The organism is Micromonospora sp. URMC 107, from assembly GCF_051386315.1.
Taxonomy (GTDB): domain Bacteria; phylum Actinomycetota; class Actinomycetes; order Mycobacteriales; family Micromonosporaceae; genus Micromonospora.
In genome coordinates, this window is the sequence record NZ_JBPQTK010000051.1 from 24,185 (window position 1) to 38,612 (window position 14,428).

Annotated in this window: 12 protein-coding genes and 1 tRNA gene; 3 read left to right on the forward strand and 10 right to left on the reverse strand. The window is 73.4% G+C overall.

The window, feature by feature from the left end; genetic code table 11:
- Window positions 1-29: 29 nt before the first annotated feature.
- Entirely contained in the window at window positions 30-1,007 is a 978-nt protein-coding gene (locus ACSNN9_RS14360; RefSeq protein ID WP_436673557.1) for an acyltransferase family protein, read from the reverse strand.
- A gap of 191 nt (window positions 1,008-1,198) precedes the next feature.
- Between ACSNN9_RS14360 and ACSNN9_RS14365 the strand changes: the two genes are divergently transcribed.
- Window positions 1,199-3,409: a sialate O-acetylesterase gene (locus tag ACSNN9_RS14365; protein WP_436673559.1), complete on the forward strand. Its 2,211-nt coding sequence runs from the start codon at window positions 1,199-1,201 to the stop codon at window positions 3,407-3,409.
- Between the two features lie 68 nt (window positions 3,410-3,477).
- Here ACSNN9_RS14365 and ACSNN9_RS14370 read toward each other — a convergent pair whose 3' ends face one another.
- From ACSNN9_RS14370 to ACSNN9_RS14395, 6 genes are all read right to left on the reverse strand, one after another.
- On the reverse strand, window positions 3,478-4,803 hold the full coding sequence (locus ACSNN9_RS14370) for an O-antigen ligase family protein (RefSeq protein ID WP_436673560.1): 1,326 nt from the start codon (window positions 4,801-4,803) through the stop codon (window positions 3,478-3,480).
- 31 nt (window positions 4,804-4,834) lie between these two features.
- Window positions 4,835-6,211, reverse strand: coding sequence for a lipopolysaccharide biosynthesis protein (locus tag ACSNN9_RS14375; protein ID WP_436673562.1), 1,377 nt, complete (start codon window positions 6,209-6,211; stop codon window positions 4,835-4,837).
- Window positions 6,208-7,275, reverse strand: coding sequence for a glycosyltransferase (locus tag ACSNN9_RS14380; RefSeq protein ID WP_436673564.1), 1,068 nt, complete (start codon window positions 7,273-7,275; stop codon window positions 6,208-6,210). Before ACSNN9_RS14380 ends, ACSNN9_RS14375 begins: the two co-directional genes overlap by 4 nt.
- Window positions 7,275-8,213, reverse strand: coding sequence for a glycosyltransferase (locus ACSNN9_RS14385; protein WP_436673566.1), 939 nt, complete (start codon window positions 8,211-8,213; stop codon window positions 7,275-7,277). The genes ACSNN9_RS14380 and ACSNN9_RS14385 overlap by 1 nt, the downstream gene beginning before the upstream one ends.
- Before the next feature lie 152 nt (window positions 8,214-8,365).
- Window positions 8,366-9,913, reverse strand: coding sequence for a sugar transferase (locus ACSNN9_RS14390; protein WP_436673567.1), 1,548 nt, complete (start codon window positions 9,911-9,913; stop codon window positions 8,366-8,368).
- 110 nt (window positions 9,914-10,023) lie between these two features.
- Window positions 10,024-11,073, reverse strand: a complete 1,050-nt coding sequence (locus ACSNN9_RS14395) for an LCP family protein (RefSeq protein ID WP_436673568.1) — start codon at window positions 11,071-11,073, stop codon at window positions 10,024-10,026.
- Window positions 11,074-11,239: 166 nt separating this feature from the next.
- Here ACSNN9_RS14395 and ACSNN9_RS14400 point away from each other — a divergent pair, with 166 nt between their 5' ends.
- Window positions 11,240-12,073: a class I SAM-dependent methyltransferase gene (locus ACSNN9_RS14400; protein WP_358087101.1), complete on the forward strand. Its 834-nt coding sequence runs from the start codon at window positions 11,240-11,242 to the stop codon at window positions 12,071-12,073.
- Window positions 12,074-12,202: 129 nt separating this feature from the next.
- A complete protein-coding gene (locus ACSNN9_RS14405; RefSeq protein ID WP_436673570.1) occupies window positions 12,203-13,027 on the forward strand; it encodes an MOSC domain-containing protein in 825 nt (274 codons plus the stop codon).
- A 28-nt stretch (window positions 13,028-13,055) separates the two neighbouring features.
- On the opposite strand, the gene ACSNN9_RS14410 is transcribed toward ACSNN9_RS14405, so the two are convergent.
- The 3 genes from ACSNN9_RS14410 to bcp all read right to left on the reverse strand — a co-directional run bounded on the left by ACSNN9_RS14410 (window position 13,056) and on the right by bcp (window position 14,396).
- The gene (locus tag ACSNN9_RS14410; protein WP_436673571.1) at window positions 13,056-13,646 is read right to left on the reverse strand and encodes an N-acetyltransferase family protein; all 591 of its coding nucleotides are present in this window, start codon (window positions 13,644-13,646) and stop codon (window positions 13,056-13,058) included.
- 67 nt (window positions 13,647-13,713) lie between these two features.
- Window positions 13,714-13,796, reverse strand: a tRNA-Leu gene (locus ACSNN9_RS14415).
- Window positions 13,797-13,919: 123 nt separating this feature from the next.
- Window positions 13,920-14,396, reverse strand: a complete 477-nt coding sequence (bcp, locus tag ACSNN9_RS14420) for a thioredoxin-dependent thiol peroxidase (protein WP_436673573.1) — start codon at window positions 14,394-14,396, stop codon at window positions 13,920-13,922.
- Between the last annotated feature and the right edge of the window lie 32 nt (window positions 14,397-14,428).

Below are 14,428 nucleotides of genomic sequence, written 5' to 3' on the forward strand. Positions count from 1 at the left end.
AAACGCCCGCCGGCCGGCGTCGCTGTCCCCTACGGCCGGCGTCCGCCCGTGCCCGTCAGGTAGGGACCGAGGCGCGTCCCCAGCACGAGCAGTGCGAACCCCCAGGGCAGCACGAGGGTGGCCGCCAGGTCGAACCACCCGCCGTCCGGCCCCGTGCGCAGGACCCACAGCACCGCCGCGTGGCTCAGCACGACGGCGATGCCGCACCCGGCGAGCCGGCCGACGACGTGCGCCGCGGGCGCGCTCAGGCGCCCGTCGAGGGCCTCGGCCAGCAGGATGAAGCCGCAGCTGAGCAGGGTCGCGGTCAGCACACCGAACACCGGCTTGCCGAAGTCGCCGGCCTTGATGTCCAGCGAGCCGCTCGCGCCGAGGAGCACCAGACCGGCCCCGGCCGACACCATGCCGCCGCCCATGCCGGCGGACAACCGCGGCCGTAGCTCGCGCAGGTGGCGACCGCAGAGCACGAACAGCAGGCAGGCCGGGACGAGGAACAGGCCGAGCGGCCCGGCCGTCACCACGTCCGGAGCGAGGTGGGCGGCCAGCAGCCCCACCAGCGCCACCCCCCAGGTGACGGCCGTCCCGAACCGCTCCAGCCAGCGGTACGCGACCGCGATCAGCAACAGCACCGAGACGAACCAGAACGCCGAGAACGGCCGTACGGCGGCGGTGCCGCCGTACAGCGCTCCGGTGAACGTCTCCGACGCCACGCCGCCCCGCACGGCCGCCGCGGCCGCGAGCATCCCGAGCAGGAGCACCAACCAGGCCAGGTACGGCACGCCGAGGGTCTGCCACCGCTTGCGCAGTTCGCCGCCCATCGGTCGGCCGGGCGTCCAGAAGTAGCCGGTGAGGATGAAGAACAACGGGACGTGCCAGGTGTAGATGACCGCCCGGGTGGTGTCGTCGATCCAGACATGGCCGACGACGACGGCCGCGATGCCGATGATCCGGAGGGTGTCGATCCCGACGGACCGGGTGCCCACCGCGGGCGTCGTGGTGGTAGCGGCCATGGCGGGCATCATCGCAGACAACGACGACCCGCCACGTCCCGCCCCGCGCCGGCCGCCACGCCTCCCGGCGGGGTCCGAAAGGGGCGCCGCCGGGGCGTGGCGCAGTCGCGGGTCCCCGGGCGCGGACCAACCGTCGCCGCGCATCGCATAGCCTTGCCGCGACGAACCGCCCGACCAGTGGAGGTCCGAGGGTGCCCGATCCTCTCTCCCCCTTCCAGCGCCTCCGGTCCGTCCCCTGGAAGGTCTGGATCGCCGTGGGGACGGTCGGGCTGCTCGCCTCCGCGCTGACGGTGGTCGTCTGGCCCTCGTCGCCGGCGGGCACGCCGCAGGCGGCGTGGTCGGCGTCCGGCGGCGACGCGACGCGGCCGACGGCTGCGCCGGTGGACGGCACGACGTGCGCCGCGAACGTCCCCGGCATGGCCGACTTCACCCCCGTCGCGGCGATGGACCTGCCCGAGCGCGTCAACTGGGCGAACCGCGACCCGGCGTACGCGTTCGACCGCACCGCCGGGGTGGCCGGCGGCTTCGACCGGGTCGGCTACTGCCTGGAACTGACCGGCCCGGCCGGCCGGCAGTGGGTGTGGACCGCGATGGCGCCGTTCACCACCGACGCCCGCCGCCTCGGGCTGCCGACCCGGGGCGGCCAGATCGTGCGGCAGCGGGTCAGCGACCTGGAGATCGCGTCCAACGTCGAGGGCCTGACCACCGGCACGGGGCTTCCCGGCTACCTGGAGATGTGGCCCAACTCGTACAACGTCGGGGCGTCCGGCCAGATCCCCGGCGCCTCCGCCGGCCGCTTCGACGCCGACGACGACCTGCGGGGCGCCATCGGGTACGGCTCGTTCCAGGTGCACCTGGTCGCCCCCACCCGCCCCTCCACCGTCGCCCCGCAGACGGTGTTCGCGGTCAACGGGTTCACCTCGAAGAAGAACAAGCTGTCGCTCGGCATCGGCACCGCCCCGAACGGCCACCCCGACTGGACGCTGTCCGACAACGCGGCCGCCTTCACCGAGCGCCGGTTGACGGTGTACGCGCGGCCGTCCGTGCTCACCCTCGACCAGCACCCCCGTGACCGGCAGCTGTACCCGAGGGACGCCGAGAACGGCGCGGCGGTCCTCGTCACCGGCAAGGTGCGCGACACCCGGGTCAGGGCCGTACGCCTGAAGGTCACCAGCGGCGCCGAGGGGTGGGAGGACACCCTGCCGGTCACCGGCGCCGCGGACTTCACCTTCCGCCGGCGCATCCTCGCGACGCTGCGGGAGTACCGCTTCGAACTGCACGTGCTGGGCGACGGCCTGAGCCGCCGGGTCGGCCTCTGGGAGGGGGTCGTGGCCGGCGACGTCTACGTCATCCAGGGCCAGTCCAACGCCGTCTCCGCGAAGTACCGGGGATCGTCCGCGGGCGAGGAGTCACCGTTCGTCCGCAGCTACGGATCGTCCACGGCGGACCGTACGCTCTCCGGGGCCGACCGGGGGTGGAACTACGCGGTCAGCGAGGCGATCCGGCAGCCCGGTTCAATCGGCCAGTGGGGCATCCGGATGGCCCACCGCCTCTCGGACACCTACCAGGTGCCGGTGGCCGTCCTCAACGGCGCCGAGAACGGCAAGCCCATCTCGTTCTTCCAGCGCAACGACGCCGCTCCCGGCGACCTCGCCACCAACTACGGCCGCCTTCGGCAGCGTCTGGTGGCCGCCGGGGTGATCGGGCGGGTCAGGGCCGTGCTCTGGTACCAGGGCGAGTCGGACGACGACGACGCCGCCCGGCACGTGGCCGGCTTCACCGCCCTGCTCGGTGACTGGCGGCGGGAGATCGGCACCGACATCCCCGGCGACAGCCGGTACTACGTCTTCCAGGTGCGCACCTCGCCCTGCGGTGACAGCAGCACCGGCCAGCTGCGGGAGGCCCAACGGCGGATGCGCGACACCCTCGGCGTGACGGTGCTGTCCACCAACGGCCTCTCCGGCCACGAGGGCTGCCACTACGCCTGGGAAGAGGGCTACCGCGAGCTGGGCGACCGGGTCTTCCGCGTGCTGGCCCACGACCTGTACGGCGGCCCGGGGGACGGGGTCGCCGCCCCCGACCCGCGCTCGGCGGCCTTCGCCAACGCCGAGCCCACCGAGGTGGTCGTCCAGCTGCGCGACGACGACCCGCTCACGGTCCAGCCCGGGGCGCAGGCGGACTTCCGCGTCAACGGGGGCACCGTCACCGTCACCGGCGTCGCGTACCGGGACGGCGGCCGGCTGGTGCTGACCCTGTCCGGCCCGGCGGACGGTGTCTCGGGGGTGAGCTACCTGGGCCACGCCGGGGCGGGGCCGTGGATCGTCAACGCCACGGGCTCGGGGCTGCTGGCCTTCCACAACCTGACGATCGCCGCCGGCCCCCCTCCCGCGGGCGGCTCCTGATCAGCTCGGGTCGGCTCTCCGCATCGCCTGGTTTCCGCTCCGCGCCCTGCTCCCGCATGCCCGCGGGCTCACCCACGGGCGTGCGCGCCGGCCCGACCCTGCGCGTGCCACGGCGTCAGCTTCCGCAGCGCGGACCACCGTCCGCCCGGCCGGTCGGCGGCGTCCACGGGCCCGCGGGCCGGCACCGGGTCCGCCGTGGCGGAGGCCGAGGCCGTCAGCACGAGCAGGACGAAGATCCACGACAGCCCGTCGACGGAGAGCGGGTTCCAGACGACCTCGGTGAACGAGTAGACGACCAGCAGCGCGACGGGCGCCTTCGCGGAGAAGGCCCGGCCGTCGGTGACGGCGCCGTGCAGCAGGGTCGCCGCCCACAGGCCCCACAGCGTCAGCCCGACCAGGCCACCGGCGAAGATGACCAGGACGTACCCCGAGTGGAAGAAGTGGGTGGGCGCCTCGCCGACATCCCGCAGGTAGTACCACTTGGAGACACCGACGCCGGTCGCCTCCGTGCCGGCGATGTACTCGCGGGCGGCCATCCAGATGTTGCCGCGATTGCTCAGGGTGGTCTTCGACGCGGTCCACGTCAGGTAGGTGGCCAGCCCGAGGGCGGCCACCACCAGGGCGACGCAGAGGGGGAAGCTGATCCGGGGGAACCTCCGCCACCGCTCGAGGACGAGGCCGCCCAGCAGCCAGAGGCCGGCGGCGGCGAGGGCCAGGTAGCTGGTCCGCGAGCCCGTGGCGACGATGATCAGCAGGCAGAAGGACGTCGACGCCACCGCCGCCAGGCGCCGCATCGCGCAGAGGCTGGCGACCAGCGTGAACGACGCGAGCATGGCGACGTAGTTCTCGGACTCGTAGAAGCTCTTGAACAGTGCGCCCGCCATCGAGCACTTCTCCAGCTTCCCGGCGGTGCACGCCCGCCACGACTGCCCGGAGAAGACGGTCGGGATCGTCATCACCGACAGGACGGCCAGCCCCGTCCAGGCCATCGCCCTGCTGGTGAGGGCGGTGCCATGCGAGAGCAGGGCCACGGCGAGCAGCAGCAGCGCGGACGCGCCGTACGCCGCGAGTCTCGAGCCGTAGAGTCCGGCGCCACTGAGGGCGTCCACGGCGAAACACCAGGCGAGCAGCGCGCCGGCCATCAGCAGGCTGATCCGGCGCCAGACGTCGGTGGGGCCGCGCAGGCTGCGGCGGCCCGACACGACCAGCCAGGCCAGCAGGCACAGCACCAGCAGCCCGATGAGCGCGGAACTGCGGTCGCCGGCGAGCACGGGCGCCGCGTTCGTGAGCACCGCGAACCCGATGAGGGCGACCGCCGTGGCACCGCCGCCGAACGACGCGGTGACCTGCCGCCGGGCGCGCACCAGCCAGACGGCCACCGCGACCCCACTCACCGTCAGCAGGACACCGAAGAGGCCGACCAACTCAGGCCCTTTCTCTCGAGGACGTCGGGCCGGCCGCCGGCACGGCCTCACCCGGCGGCTGCCGGCGGAGGGCGGCGACGAGGCAGCCCCACAGCAGCACGCAGAGGAGCGCGTCGCAGACCAGGCTGGAGACGACGGCACCCTGCCAGCCGTAGGCGGGGATGAGCCAGACGTTCAGCCCCGCGTTGACGACCCCCACCGCGATCTGACACACCGTACGGCGGCCCTGCATCCGGCTGCCCGAGAGGGTGTCGGCCGCCAGGTAGTGCAGCGCCTTCAGCACGAGCAGCGCGCTCAGCCCCTGCAACGCCGTCTCGGCCGCCGCGAACTCGGCCCCGAAGACGTACGGCATCGTCCACGCGAACGCGACGAGCGCCAGGCTGGCCGGCGCGCTGAACATCAGGTAGCGCGGCAGCAGCCGCCGGGTGAGGGCGAAGGCGGCGCGGGTCCCGTTCCGGCCGGCCTCGAAGAACTTGGGGTACGCGACGGCCGCCATGGAACGGCCCGGCGTGTACGCGAAGTCGACCACCCGGTACGCCGCCGCGTAGATGGCGGCGCTCTCGGGGGTGCTCAGCCGCGACAGCATGACCTTGTCGAGGTCGTTGTAGACGGTCTGGGCCGACAGGCCGACGGCGAACAGCATCCCGGTGCGGGCCTGCCCGAGCGCGCCGCGGACGTCGAACCCGAACCCGCCCGCGCCGCGCAGCCCGAACCCGATCACCAGCACGCCGACGACGCCGGAGATGGCGGCCGACAGGGTCGCCCAGCCGTACAGGGTCATCGGTGCCGCAGCCGCGAGGCCCAGCGCCAGCGCCCCGGCCAGCCGGCACACGTGCAGCAGGGCGGGGATGACCGAGGCGAGGAAGACCTGGCCCCGGGCCTGGACCGAGGCGGCCACGACCTCGACGAGCCGCCACGCCACCAGGTCGGCGAAGGCGAGGCAGGCGACCGCGACCACGCTCACCTGGGCGCCCCAGATGGCGACCCCCGCGGCGGTCACCAGGACCGTCGCGCCCGCCCCGAAGACGAGGGTGAGCAGCAGGCCCCGGGCGAGGTGCCGGGGCCAGTCGGACGGCGAGTCGGCGTAGCTCTGGAAGATCAGGCTCGGCGCGCCGGCCGAGGCGAACGGCGACACCACGGCGACGAGCGCGGTGATGCCGACGAACAACCCGTAGGTGTCGATCGGCATCTCCCGCGCGAGGAGAACGAAGAGCGCGCCCTGCGCGATGGTGCGCAGCAGGGTCCCGGTGAAGAACTTCCCGGACTTGCGCAGGAAGCCGTCGCCCCGGCCGGACAGGGCGGACCTGCGCCGGTGCGATCGGGGCCGGACGCCGTCGGGGGCCGCCACGGATCCGGCCGTGCCCTGGGCGAGCGTCACCGCTGCAACGCCTCCACCCACCGGCGGCTGACCACGGCGGGATCGAGGGCCGCGCAACGGGCGTGCCAGGCCTTCTCGAAGTCGGCGTGGGTGGGACGCTCGTCCTGCGTCAACCGCCGCACCGCCTCGGCCAGCGCCTCGGGGGTGGGCGCCGCCGCCAGCGTCCCCGGCACCAGTGTCGGGATCAGCTCGTCCAGCGCGGGCACCGGCAGCGTGGCGACGGGCAGGCCGGCCTCGGCCGCCTCGACCAGGCTGAACCCGAACGTCTCGGCTCGCGAGGGGTGCACCAGCAGATCGGCCTCGGCGAGGAGAGCGCCGACGCCGGGAACCCGGCCCAGGAACGTCACGCGGCCCGCCAGGCCCAGGTCACGCGCCTGGTTCTCGAGCAGTTCGCGTTCCTCGCCGTCGCCGGCCAGCGTCAGGTGGTAGGCCGCCGGCAGGAGGGCGAGGGCGGACAGCGCGCAGGAGTGGTTCTTGTACGGGCGGAACGCCGCGGTGGTGAGCAGTTGGATCCTGCGGGGGTCGACGACGGCCCGGGGCGGGACGAACGGGGTGAGCGGCATCGGGTTGGTGATGGTGACGACGGGCTGCCCCGGTGCGAGGTGCCGCACGGTCCGCGCGACGCCCTCCGAGACGGCGACGACGAGCCGGGGCCGCAGCGCGCCGACCCGGGTCACCCGGGCGAGGGTCCGCACCCTCCGGTCGATGCGCAGCCGCTCCGGGAGCAGGGAGTGTTCCCACGCCACGAAGCTCCTGCCGGACCCGGCGAGCGCCGCGCCCACCGGCACGGTTCCCCACAGGCCGCTGGCCACGATCTCGACGTCGGCCGGCAGGCCCTGCAACCGGCGACGCAGCGGCGGTACCGCCTCCATCAGGCGGGTGATCCGGGACCCCAGGTTGAGGGTGTCGATCGGCAGGTCACCGAGGCCGGCCGGGATCCCCCGCGACATGACGGTGGCGGAGACCTCCACGCCCTGCGCCCGCAGGCCCTGCATGAGCAGCGCGGCGGCCCGCTCCATGCCGTAGAAGGGCTCCAGCTGGGGCAGCACGAAGTGCAGACGCATCAGCGGGCTCCGTCGCTCGGGCGGGCACCGGCGGCGACGCGGGACTTGCGCATCGCCACGCGCTCCAGGGTGGCCCGCGGCACGAGGCCGAGCGCGGCCAGCACCGCGTTGCGGGCCGACGGCGGCGAGTTGCGGCGGATGGCGCGCACCATCTCCCGTACGCCCTGCCCGTCGCGGGCCTGCAGCGCGTAGCGAAGGGTCTGCGCGGCGATGAAGTCGGAGAAGGTCTCCGGGGACCACACGCCTTCCCACCGCTTGGCCCACTCCCACGACTGGCGCCAGTCCGCGCGGGCGGAGATGGAGCCGGGGCTGCCCACGGTGTAGACGGCGGTGGCCTCCTCCACCTGCACGATCCTCGCGCGGGGCAGGCGTGCCGCCCGCACCAGCCAGTCCCAGTCCTGGTGCCGGGGCAGCGTCTCGTCCCACGGGCACCGGGTGGCCAGTTCGTGGGTCGTCACGAGGGTCGAGGTGGGCAGCGACTGCCGGCCGACGCCGAGGTGCCGGCGGCGGAAGAGGTAGTCCTCGGGCAGCATGCCGTCGGCGATCAGCGTCTCCGGGGCGGCGGTCGGGAGGGGAGCGGCGCCGGCCTTGCGTTGCAGGATCCGGGACGACACGACGGGCAGCCAACCCTCGGCCGCCAGCCGGTCGACGACCGGCACCTGCGTCGCCAGCTTCGTCGGCAGCCAGGCGTCGTCGTCGTCCAGGAACGCCACGTGGCTGCCGGGGGCGGCGTGCGCGACCCCGAGGTTGCGCGCGTGCGAGCCCCGCCGGCCCCCGCCGGTGCACACGATCTCGTCCACCTGCCCCCGCAGTTCCCGCACGGACGCGGGGACCTCGGCCAGGTCGCAGACGACGACGATGTGTACGGACACCCCCTGCTGCCCGCGCGCGGACAGCACCGCCTCCGCGATGCTGGGCCTGCCCGTGGTCGGGATCACGACCGAAACGTCCGGCAATCGACTCTCCAAGCACTCGGCGCGCGGTTGACGGCGAGCGCGCACAGGTAACGGCAGACGGTGAGGTCCGGGGCCACGGTGCCCACGGCATCCTCGGTCGGGCGGGCCGTCGGCGGACGGCCCCACTCAACGGCTCAGCGACCACCGCCACGGAAGACCTCGGACACCGTCCGGATGAGCACCTTAGCGTCGAGCCACAGCGACCAGTTCTCGATGTAGTAGTTGTCGAACCGCGCCCGGTCGGAGATCGGGGTGTCGCCGCGCAGGCCACTGACCTGCGCCAGCCCGGTGAGCCCCACCGCGACCCGGTGGCGCATGGCGTAGTTGGGGTACTCGGCGGAGAACTTCTCGACGAAGTACGGCCGCTCGGGGCGCGGCCCGACCACGCTCATGTCGCCGCGCAGGATGTTCCAGAGCTGCGGCAGCTCGTCCAGCGACGTGCGGCGCATGAAGCGGCCGATCGGGCCGACCCGCTGGTCGTGCGCGATCGACCAGTTCGTCTGCGACTCGTGCTCGTCGACGGGACGCATCGAGCGGAACTTGATGATGTGGAACGGCTTGCCGTGGCGGCCGATCCGTTCCTGGTAGAAGAAGATGCCGGGGCCGCCGTCGAGGAGCGTCGCGATGGCGCAGAGCAGGAGGACGGGGCTCAGCAGCAGCAACGCCGTGGTGGCGAAGAGGATGTCCGACGCGCGCTTGAGCGCCCAACGGGGCCCGGACAGGGTGATGTCGCCGACCTTGACGATCGGGATCGCGCCGATGTGGTCGCCGTGCGAGCGGGAGCCCCAGAGCCGTGGCACGGCCCACAGGTCGCAGCTCGCGCTGCGCGGCTGGCGGAGGACCTCCATCAGGGTCAGCTCCGGGCAGCTCGGGTCCGCGATGATGAGCACGTCGCACTCGACCATCCGGACGAGCGGTTCGAGCTGGTCCAGGGTGCCGATCAGGGGGAGCGCCGCCGGCACCTGCGGGTGGGTGGAGTCGACGCAGCCGACGAAGCGCAGCCCGTACTGGGGGTAGCGGCGCAGCAGCCGGGCGAGTTCCACGGCGATCGGTCCGCTGCCGATGATGATGGCGTTGTGCTCCACCCAGCGACGCTTGCGCGCGATGGTGGCGAACTCCCGCGAGAAGACGCGCCCGACGAGGACCAGCCCGGCCGCGATGATCACCCCGCGTGCGAACCCGCCCACGTACTCCGCGGAGTCGTGCCGCAGCGCCGCGACGATGGTGACCACGGCCGCGGACGCGAGCAGCCGCCCGCAGAGGCTCGGCAGCTCGTCGAGGATGCTCACGTGGCGACGGGCCCGGTAGAGCCCGCCCGCCGCGAAGATGGCCACCGTCAGGCCGGCCATGGCCAGCGTCCCGCGCCAGTACTGCAGGCTGATCAGCAGGGGCGCGAGCAGGGCGGCCACGTCGACGGGCGCCGTCATCATCCAGGCCCGCAGCCCCCGGGTGCGCGTGGACGCGCGGGAACTCGCGTACGGCAGCACCGCCGTCACGTCGAGGCCGGGGCGGGGCGCGCCGTCGCTCGCCTGACCGCCCGCCGGCGGCGCGGAGGTGGGCAGCGCTCCGGTGGCACCGCCTCCGGCGTCGGCTCCGCCGCGTACCCCCGCCCTCATGCCTCGTGCCACGTCGTCGCGGTGCGGCGTGCCGGCGTCGTGGTCCATCGCCTGTTGCCTGGACATGGTTGGTCCTTCCCCGTTGACTGCCCCGGCGGCGCGCGGCAGCTTCGAGGCGAACGAAGGATACGACCGGTGCGCGCGCCTCACCAGAGCCGGGAAGGCAGTACGACCTCCTACTTTCCGGCGTTCAGGATCTCCGCCACGGCGTCGCGCCGGACGGCGTCGTAGAAGGACTTGGCCTTGTCGGCGTTCGCGAACACGACGCTCTCGCTACCGACCCGACCGGTGCCCTTCGTCGGGCTGGTGATGAAGCGCAGGTTGTTGCCGCGCAGGCCGCGCAGGTCGGTCGCCATGCCCAACAGGGACATGTTCTCGTCCACCGACACCGCGTTCGACGTCGCCTTGACGAAGGAGTTCAGCTTCCCCGGATTCGTGACGATGCCCCCGGACACGGCGCGGTCCAGGATCGCCTTGATGACCTGCTGCTGGTGCCGGATGCGGGCGAAGTCCCCGTCCGGGAACTGCTTGCGCTGGCGCGAGTAGTCGAGCGCCGTCTCACCGTCCATCCGCTGCACTCCCTGCCGGAAGGTGCGGAACGGAGGGTGGATCGAGGTGAAGGTCTTCTCCGCGTTGATGTCGATGCCGCCCAGGGCGTCGATGATCTCCTTGAAGCCGGCGAAGTCGACCATCATGACGTGGTCGATCCGCACGCTCGTGAACTTCTCGACGGTCTGCACCATCAACGGCACGCCACCCCACGCGTACGCGGCGTTGATCTTCGCGTCCCGGCCGCCCTCGTTGCCGTCCTTCGACCGGGGCACGGGGACCCAGGTGTCCCGGGGGATCGAGATGAGCTGGGCGCTCGACCGGTCCTTCGGCAGGTGGGCCAGGATGATCGTGTCCGTGCGGGAGCCCGACGTGCTCTCCGGGTCGCGGGTGTCGCTGCCCAGGATCAGGATGTTCATCGCGCCCTTGGCCACCGCCTGCGGACGGCCCTCCTCGGGAACGTCCGCGAAGGCGTCGACGCGTTCGATGTCCGACTCCACCGAACGCAGGTAGAGCCCGCCGGCGATCATGCCGCCGCCGCCGAGCAGCGCCACCACCAGCAGACTGATGAGGGCGACGCGCCGCCACCGGCGACGAGGCTTCGCGTGCTTCCCCGGCTGACGCCCGGTCTGGTCGGCGACCGGATTCGGCTCGACGAACTGTTGTGGAACTGGCATGGCGGCGATGCTACTTATCCGCTGGGGTGTGCGCGTACCCTCATCCGGCTGGTGACGGCCCCCATCCGTGCCGACCCGTCCCATCTCGTCGCACACCGTCCACCTCGGTACGGGCCGACGGAGCTTTCCACTACACCTGTTCGCCTCCGGCTGGTAGAACCCTTCCGTGGACGCAACGAAGCTTCGACGGGCCATCGCCCGCACCCCCCTCGCCCCCGTCGCGGCCTTCCCCAAGCGCCTGGCCCGCGTCGCCCGCCACGACGCGAAGGTGCTGCGCACCTCGGCCCGCTGGCTGGTCACCTCCCGGGAGCACCACAACTACACGTACGAGCTGACCAAGCTGAGCCGGCACCACCTCGCCTGGTTCGTCAGCGTGGTCTGCGACGTGCCCGTGAAGCAGGTCCGCGCGTACTTCGCCGAGATCGAGTCGGACGACGTGCTGCGCCGGCACATCGAGTCCGCCACCGCCGGCGCCGCCCGCCGGGGCCTGGCCGACCGGCAGGTCCGCTACGCCCGCCGCATCGGCTGGTACGCCATCGTGCGCGCCACGAAGCCGTCGCACGTGGTCGAGACCGGCGTCGACAAGGGGCTCGGCAGTTGCGTGCTCGCCGCCGCGCTGCTGCGCAACGCCGCCGACGGGCACCCCGGCCGGGTCACCTCGCTGGACATCAACCCCGAGGCCGGCTACCTGGCCCGGACGGCACCCTGGTCCGAGGTGGTCGACCTGGTCATCGGCGACTCCATCGCCTCCATCGCCGCGCTGGACCGGCCGGTCGACCTGTTCCTGCACGACAGCGACCACAGCCGGGCCCACGAGAGGCGCGAGTTCGAGGCCGTCGAGGGCCGGCTGGCCCCGGGCGCCATCCTGCTCACCGACAACGTCACCGCCACGAACGTCCTCGCCGAGCACGCCGAGCGCACCGACCGGCGGTTCCTCGCCTACCGGGAGACCCCCGCCAACCACTGGTACCCGGGCGACGGCATCGGCGTGGCCTGGTGAGACCGCGGGCGTGAGCCTCGGCTCCTCGCGGTGGGCGGGGCGTCCCACCGCGACCACGTCCGCGCGGGAGGCGGTCCGGGCGCGCACGCGGGGGCAACGGTAGGAGGCGAGCCGTGGCAGGGTGATCCCATGCGGTTGAGCGCCATCCACACGTACCCCGTCAAGGGTTGTCACCGGCGCGACCACGACGTCGCGGACGTCGAGCCGTGGGGCCTGGCCGGCGACCGGCGCTGGATGATCCTCGACGCCGACGGCGTCGGCGTCACCCAGCGGGAGACCACGCGCCTGGTCGCCCTGCACGCCACGCCGCACGACGGCGGCCTGCTGCTGCGCGCCGAGGGCCACGACGACCTGGACGTGCCCGAGCCGGTCGGCGGTGATCCGGTCGCGGTGCGGACCTTCCGCAACAGGAAGCTGCCGGTGCCCGCGCTCTCCGCCGGGCCGGCGGCCGACGCCTGGCTCGGCACGTTGCTGGGCCGTGCCGCCCGGCTGGTCTGGCTCGCGCGACCGACCCGGCACATCCCGGTGGGGGACCGGGAGCACGACACCGGCGACCGGGTCAGCTTCGCCGACGCCTACCCGCTGCTGCTGGCCTCCGTCGCCTCGCTCGACGCGCTCAACGGGTGGCTCGCCGAGGCCGGCGAGGAGCCCGTGCCGATGGCCCGGTTCCGTCCCAATCTGGTGGTGCAGGGCGCGCCGGCCTGGGCCGAGGACGACTGGGCCGGTCGCCCGCTGCGCATCGGCGGCGTCCGCTTCCGGGCCGCCGGGCCGTGCGACCGCTGCGTGGTCACCACCACCGACCAGGAGACGGGGGTACGCGGGAAGGAACCGCTGCGCACCCTCGCCCGGCACCGCAAGGTCGATCGGAAGCTCCTCTTCGGACTGCACCTGGTTCCCGAGGAGACGGGCCGGATCGCGGTGGGCGATCCGCTCGTGACCGGCTCCCCCTCGTGAGCCGGTGTCGTCCGCCCCGGCTTCCCGCTCACACGGCGGACGTAGGTGCCCCCGGCCGCCGCCGCCCGCCACGTTCCCGGGCCCGCGCGGGCGCCGGCGGGGCGGTGAGGGCCAGCCACATGAGAACCTCGTCGCGGTCGTCGCCGGGGGCGACCCGCAGCGCGCCGGGCAGCCGACCGATCTCCCGGTAGCCGAGTCGCCGGTAGAACCGGTCCAGCCCCAGCCCGTCCCGCACGGTGACGTGCAGCGCCTCCCAGCCCATCCCGCGGCCGAGGCGCTCGGCCTCGCGCATCAGCGCGGCGCCGTACCCGTGGCCCTGGGTGTCCGGGTGGACCATCACCCGCTTCAGCACGCACCAGTGCGCCTTCAGGTCGAACCGGTTGTCGCAGAAGATCAGCGCGGCGACGAGCCGCTCGCCCGCGTACCCGAGGAGGAGGCGGTCGGGGCCGTCGGCGATGCCGGCGAAGGTGGGGTCCGCCGTGTGTCGGACGTCGGCGGCGCTGACCGGCGGTACGAACCCGACCGCGCCGCCGGCGTTGGTGACGTCGACCCAGAGGGCGACGATCCGTTCCCGCAACTCGGGGGTCAGCTCGGGATCGAGGACGAAGCGCAGGCTCACCCGGTAATCCTGACCGCGCGGGCCCCGCGCGGACCCGTGATCGTGACGCGCGCGACAGGGTGCTCGGTGCGGGAGGGGGGATTCGAACCCCCACGTCCTTTCGGACAATAGGACCTAAACCTACCGCGGCTGCCGTTACGCCACTCCCGCCGACCCGCTGAGTCTAGAGTGTTCCGCCGCATCGGTGGTGGGCCCGGCCACGCGGCCGGCCGTCGGGTGCCCGGCCGCGGCGCGACCGGGCCTCGACGGGCTCGGCCCGGTGCGGCGGCGACCTCAGTCCAGCCCGAGGTCCCGGCGCAGCTTGGCGACGTGGCCGGTGGCCTTGACGTTGTAGAGCGCGCGCTCGATCCTGCCCTCGGCGTCGATCACGAAGGTCGAGCGGATCACGCCGGTCACCGTCCTGCCGTACGACTGCTTCTCGCCGTACGCGCCGTACGCGGTCAGCACGGATTTGTCGGTGTCGGCGACCAGCGGGAAGGTGATGGCGTCGCGTTCGCGGAACTTCGCCAGCTTCTCCGGCTTGTCGGGCGAGATGCCGACGACCTCGTAGCCGGCCGCCTGGAGCGAGGCGAGCGAGTCGCGGAAGTCGCAGGCCTGCTTGGTGCAGCCGGGCGTCATGGCCGCCGGGTAGGCGTACAGGACGACCTTGCGGCCGCGCAGGTCGGCCAGCGAGAGCGTCTCGCCGGTGTCGGTGGGGAGGCTGAACTCCGGCGCGGGGTCACCGGGGGAGAGGCGGTCGGGCGCGGTCATGGCACGACCCTACCGCCGCCCCCGCCCGCCCC

Bases quoted from the DNA above. Each gene is read 5' to 3' on its own strand.
- ACSNN9_RS14390 (WP_436673567.1), bottom strand. From the start codon at position 9,913: ATGTCCAGGCAACAGGCGATGGACCACGACGCCGGCACGCCGCACCGC.
- ACSNN9_RS14360 (WP_436673557.1), bottom strand. From the start codon at position 1,007: ATGGCCGCTACCACCACGACGCCCGCGGTGGGCACCCGGTCCGTCGGG.
- ACSNN9_RS14380 (WP_436673564.1), bottom strand. From the start codon at position 7,275: ATGCGTCTGCACTTCGTGCTGCCCCAGCTGGAGCCCTTCTACGGCATG.
- ACSNN9_RS14405 (WP_436673570.1), top strand. From the start codon at position 12,203: ATGCGGTTGAGCGCCATCCACACGTACCCCGTCAAGGGTTGTCACCGG.
- ACSNN9_RS14395 (WP_436673568.1), bottom strand. From the start codon at position 11,073: ATGCCAGTTCCACAACAGTTCGTCGAGCCGAATCCGGTCGCCGACCAG.
- bcp (WP_436673573.1), bottom strand. From the start codon at position 14,396: ATGACCGCGCCCGACCGCCTCTCCCCCGGTGACCCCGCGCCGGAGTTC.